The 6,021-nt window shown below is 59.9% G+C and carries 2 protein-coding genes; both read right to left on the reverse strand.

Features of this window, described 5'->3' with window-relative positions; all coding sequences use genetic code 11:
- The coding region (rnr, locus tag PPP56_RS09280; RefSeq protein WP_353563761.1) for a ribonuclease R at positions 1 to 1,883 on the reverse strand (1,883 nt) is incomplete at its 3' end.
- 145 nt (positions 1,884 to 2,028) lie between these two features.
- Positions 2,029 to 6,021, reverse strand: a 3,993-nt coding sequence (locus tag PPP56_RS09285) for a translocation/assembly module TamB domain-containing protein (RefSeq protein ID WP_353563762.1), incomplete at its 5' end; no start/stop codon positions are given.

Below are 6,021 nucleotides of genomic sequence, written 5' to 3' on the forward strand. Positions count from 1 at the left end.
ACGCCAAACTTCGTGACGCCACTGACGACGCCCTCGAACGTGTCGCCAATGTGAGCCTGTGCATACTCTACCTGCTTGAGCTTCACCGATTCGCGCTCGGCCTGTTCGGCGTCACGTTCTTTTTCGGAGCAGTACTCGCAGCGCTCATCCAGCGCACCTACGTCTACCGCCGAGCCGCCGCTAAGATACCGCTTCAAGAGGCGATGTACGATCAGGTCGGGGTACCGCCGGATTGGGCTGGTAAAGTGCGTGTAATACGGAAAGTTGAGTCCGAAATGGCCGATATTCTTTGTGGAATAGACGGCTTTAGACATCGCTCGGAGCGCGGCCCGCGTAATCACCACCTCTTCGGGTTCGTCCTTGATATCGTCAATAAGGGCGCCCAGGTCGCCGGGCGTCACGTTGCCGTCGGTCAAGGGGAGTTTATGGCCGAAGACCTCCACGTACGAAGAAAGCTTCTGGATGCGCTCCGAATCAGGTGTATCGTGCACTCGGTACACGAAAGGCTTCGGATCGTCGGTGTCGGCGACGTGACGTGCAGCGGTGCGGTTGGCAAGGAGCATAAACTCCTCAACAAGCCGATTTGCAGGCATCCGCTTCTTAACTACGATGTCAACCGGATGGCCTTTGTCGTCAAGCACGACCTTTACCTCATCGGTGCCAAAGTCAATGCCGCCCTCGCTCATGCGATTTTTAGTAAGGATAGACGAGAGCGAGTAGGCCCGTTTTACCGGCAACGCGACATCATCTTCTGCGTTATCTCCGTTGATGAACTCCTGCGCCTCGTCGTACGTCAGGCGCCGCTTCGAGTGGATGACTGTTTCGCTGAACTCGTAGTCTACAACCTTACCTTGCGTATCAATCTCCATGATGCAAGAGAACGCGAGGGTGTCTTCGTGCGGACGAAGCGAGCAGACCTGGTTCGACAGCTTCTCAGGGAGCATCGGTATGGTGCGATCAACCAGATATACGCTGGTTGCGCGAGTGATCGCTTCTTCGTCGATCGCTGTATCTGGCTTTACGTAGTGGCTCACATCAGCGATGTGAACGCCCACTTCCCAGGTGCCATTCGAGGTTTTCTCGATGTGGATCGCGTCGTCGAAATCCTTAGCATCCTCAGGGTCAATCGTGAAGATCTGCTTCTCGCGCAGGTCGAGGCGCCTGTTGATCTCTTCTTTCGGGATTGAGGTTGAGATCGCATCGGCCTCACGCTGTACCGGTTTGGGGAAGTCGGTACGTACGTCCATGCTCATGGCCAGCGACAGCACCTGCACGTTGGGGTCATCCGCTGCACCCAGCACGTTTAGGATACGCCCTTCTGGTGAAGCCCGCCGGTCGGTGAATCGGTCGATCGAGACCACAACCTTGTCACCGTTCGAAGCGCCGTTATAGGCATCTTTGGGCACAAACACATCCTGGAGGATGCGGTTGTCATCGGGCTGTACGATAGCATGAGAGCCCTGTGGGCGGAACGTACCGACTACGCGGGTGCGTCGCCGTTCTTCCACCTCAAGCACCTCACACTCTCGTTTCTTGTCGGGCTTTGACTGTGCACCTACGGCTACGCGTACGAGGTCGCCGTGAAGCGCCGTACCCATGTTGGATTCGCGAATAAAGTATTCTTCGCCAGTATCGGCATCTTCAACGAAGCCGAAGCCACGCGGGTGGGCACTGAGAACGCCAATCGTACCGCGCTCGATCTTCTTATGGTAGAACTTTTCTCCATCGCGCTCAATCAGCTCAGCTTCGACAAGCCGTTCGAGCGTGCGCCCAAATTGAAGAAAACGCTGGTTATCATCGAGCTCCAGCTCCTGAGCTATCTCATGGTCGCGAAAAGAGGTATCGGGGTGCTCCTCTAAAAAAGAGAGGATCGCTTGGCGCATCGGGGAGGGAGAAACAGAAGTAGACAATAGAGTACAGGAGTGCTATGACAAAAACGATAATAAAGGGCAGGTGTGGGCGGCGTACAGCGGCGACGCGTTGTGTGGCGTCGCTCGAAGCTACGCGCCTGCTAAAAAGGCAGCAGTTTTACGGGTCGACGCCCGAGTCCTCGGCCTCCTCAACAGTAATGACGGGCTCAGAGGAGACGTCGGGCGGGTCGAGTGCAGGAGGCGCCTCGGTTGGGGATTCGGATCGTCCCGTTACACGGCGCCAGAGCGACCCCCAGGTGTTGAACTGCGTCTGGTAAAATAACCCGATTCCCGTTGTGCTGGTCAGCGTCTGACCGCGGGTAAGGTCGTCGCCTGCGCGACGATAGAAGACTTCCATAGACACCTGGTTGCTCAATCGAACCTCAACAGCGAACTCGCCCTGTGGACCAGCTTGCTGGGTGCGCAGTTCATCATTGCTTGTATACACGCCTTCGCCGCGAATGATTAGCCGTTCATCTAAAAGGCGTAAGGCCACCCCATAAATGATGTCAAGGTCGTCTGTTGTTTCGCCCTGCACCCCAACATTAATGTCTACATTGGGCAGCGCTTCGCTCAGGTACCGGTTGAGCTGGCTGGATACAAGCTGCGACACGCTGTTGAAGGCAAGCTGTCCGCCGGTATCAGCCAGGCGGCCTGGCTCTCCCGACCCCGACCCTGTACCCGCGATGTTCTCCGTAGTGAGGAGAAAGGTATTTGTGAGCAGCACGCTGGTTGCGAACTCCGTCATGCGCTCTTCCTGGTTCAGCAGCGCGTCAAAGGTCTGCGCCCCGATGCGCTGATCTCGCTGGTCGCGGTCGAGCGAAAGACTGAGAGCGACTTCTGGCGTTTCCACCCGTCCGGTGATGTCAAGATCAATCACCACAGGAATGCGTGCGCTTCGTTCCGAAAAGCCAGGAAGGCCTGCTGGGGAGGCGCGTGTACGGAATGCTGCTTCAATATCAAGTTCGGCGTTTATCGGGTCCCCATCCCACGAAAGCGAGCCCTGGTTAATGCTAAAGCGTCGCACAAATACCTCGCCGGCGGTAAAGAGGTAGGTGCCACCTACCACGTCGAGCGATCCAAATATTGAGAACTCTCCGTCTTCGCGCTGTAGCTGGACGCGCCCGGTGCCCTCGGTGGTGATCACGTCTCCAACGAGCGCGTCGAACACGATGTGCAGGCGCCCTCCACGCGTAGCCTGAATGTTCAGGTCGATCTCCATGCCATCTAAGAACGACGCCTCGCCCTCTGGACGGTCAGCGAAGATATTCGCACGGCGCGTTAGCTGCTCCCAGTCGAGCATCTGACTCGTAGAGTCCGCGTAGATCAGAAACCCGCTTGTCGGGTCGCCCTCGCCCTCCGTAACGGGGATGTACACCTCAGTATCAGACGAGGTGCGGGCATCGTCTGATACAAGGCGCGTGTTCGACAGAGGGCCCTGCAGCTGCAGCGGGCCGGAGGCGCGTATAAAGCCGTAAAACGGCAGGTCGTCGGCGCGTGCTACGTCCATGATTGTCAGTTCGTCAACCGTGCTCCGCAGGTCAAAAGAGAAAAACTGATAGTCGTTGAAGAGCACGCTCCCACCGATTTCAGCACGCCCCTCGTCTCGGTCTTCAAGTACTGCATCGTCCAGGTGAATACCCTCCCGGTCGACCGACACCGGCCCGGCAAGCGTGTAGGCCAGGTTGAAACGAGGGATGGTAAACGCGCCATCGACTTCCATGTCGGCATCAAAGACCGGTCGCTCCCAGCGCCCCGTAATCGAGGACGACCCGCGCGTGTATCCCTCGATATCGCGCATCACATCCCCAAAGACAAAGTCAAAGAAGAACAGGTCGGCCCGCTCTATATCGAGCTGCAGGTCGATCCATTCGTCTTCGTCCCATTCGGGGGCGTCTTGCGATACACGCAGTCGTCCGGCGAGCGCAAGCTGATTTTCGACGACCTGCTGAATGCCACCAGGAACGAGTGCCTGCTGGGCATCGGCGGGGCCTTCAACGTTGGGGGTAGGTGCCAGGGCCAGGTCGAGCTCAAGGTCGGGCGCCCCTATAACGTAATGAGCGCCTACGGTCAAGTCCCCCAGTAAGCGCCGATCAAACGACCACTCGTCGACGCGCAGGTCTCCGCCTCCGACAGGGCTGCGCCACGTGCCGCTGAGCTGCAGGTTGCCGTTCACGAGCCCCCCCAGCGGCTGCGACCACCCGGCCAGCTGCGAGAGGGGGAGTAGCTGTACGTTGTAAAACTCGACGTTGAGGGCATCATCCTTGTCAGGCGAAAAGGCACCGTCAATCACGATAGACTGGGTGGCGTCGTCGCCGGCAAGCGGAGCGTCGCTGGTCAGCTCCAGCGGGGCCCCCACAACACGGTTGCTGTAGAGCGTCCACGAGCTGGGGCGAACCGAGCGCCACTGGTGGTCGCCCGCCTCGGCGCTGATGTACTGCACAACCAGTTCGTTGCGCGTGTCGAAGGCACGCAGGTCGATCTCAGCCTGAATGGGACCGGTCTGACCGCGCTCAATGGTTTCAAACAAGACGGAGCCTCGCCGCTCCTCGTAGCTGCCTCGCACGAGCGGTTCAAAAAGCGACGCAACCGGCGTGTCGACCTGATCGGCATAGCCGTTCACGAAGATCGAGAGGCGGTCAGGAAGGCGATCTGCATCGTCGGCGCCAACGCGTAGTTCGACGTCCAGGTTATCAGCACGTACCGAACCAGTGCGTAGCGCATCGGTGTTTAGCCGAATCGTGCTATTCATGGAGTCGGGCGCTGCATACACATTGGCCTGTAGATGCGTGCCACCGGCTACCTGGGGCAGCGCTGGCATCCATGCGTGCAGCACGTCGGGGCGGTGGATGCGCAGGGTGCCGCCGAACGAAAACGGACCGTCGGCTGCATCGGGAGGGCGCCACATCGGGGCCGCAGGCCGCGCGGCTTCGACCGCAGATTCGACTGCAGCAGCTATCTCACCAGGCGCGGTACCCTCTACGGCATGCTCATACGCAATCGTCTCCGCCACGGCACGTCCCCATGCCGGGAGCAGCGCCGCACGGGGCCGGGTCCAGCCTGACCCACCGGCCGAAACGGAGAGCACATCACCGCCGATAACAAGACGAGGCACCCCCGCTTGCTGCCCCGTTTCGGGGTCGAGGGCTACATGCATCGTATGAGCGGGAATCGTGCGCGCAGCAGCCTCAGGCTGATCTTCCGTAGGGTGAGGGCGGACTGTTGACGTGTCTACGTTGATCGATAGTGTGCCGTGCTCGATGGCACTTGCACGTGTGCGTGCCTGCAGGTCGATCGTACCCGTGAGGGTCGTTTCTTGCCAGGGCCCCGCCCAGGGACTCACGTCAAAGCGGCGCGTCTCGACCGATGTCTCGATTTCAGTGACGCTGCCTTCCGGGCTCATGCGCCACTCGGCCATCAACTCCTGGCCCGTGGCCTGGGTAAGTGCCGCCGTTCCCTGAAGCATTCCGCGGTCCAGCCCGATCGTACCGGTAAGCGCCTCTACCGCGCCTCCAGCAAGAATGGAGGACGAAAGCTCCACTTCGGCGCGTGCTATAGCCGAAGAGCGCGACGTGCCGGAGCCTTCCAGGGCGAGCGTGCCAGTAAGGCGCGTAATATCTGGTATGGTGCCAGGGGCAATCTCGTGAAGAGCCAGGTTGGTGGCCGTCAGCGTGCCATCGTAAGCGAGGGGGGCGTCGGTGGCCCAGTCGACATCCATCGCAGCTACAACGTCGCCTGCCGCCGAGGTCACATTAAGTTCGGTCTGCCCTGAGGCCGAATCGGCCCGCCAGGCAGCCAGCTGGTTTACTGCTTGGGCGGCGCGTACCTGCCCCTGCACATACACCTCGCCCGATAGCGGAAGCGCGGCGGGCCCGCTTTCCGGAAGGGGATCTACCGACCAGGACTGCGCCACGGTCTCTGTCAGGTTATCGACACGGAGGGCGGCCTCTACGTCCAGGTCGTGGGGAAACCCGAGGGCGGTGCCTTCAACGGAGAGGGTGGTGCCTGCTTGCTGCACACGCATCGTTTCGACGATGAGTGACGAGAGCGGGCCCCGTACGGCGGCATCGAGCGTTACGGGCTCTTGGTTCGGAATACGCGGGAAGACGCT

Origin of the sequence: Longimonas sp., assembly GCF_040409695.1 — a bacterium.
Lineage (GTDB): Bacteria > Bacteroidota > Rhodothermia > Rhodothermales > Salinibacteraceae > Longimonas.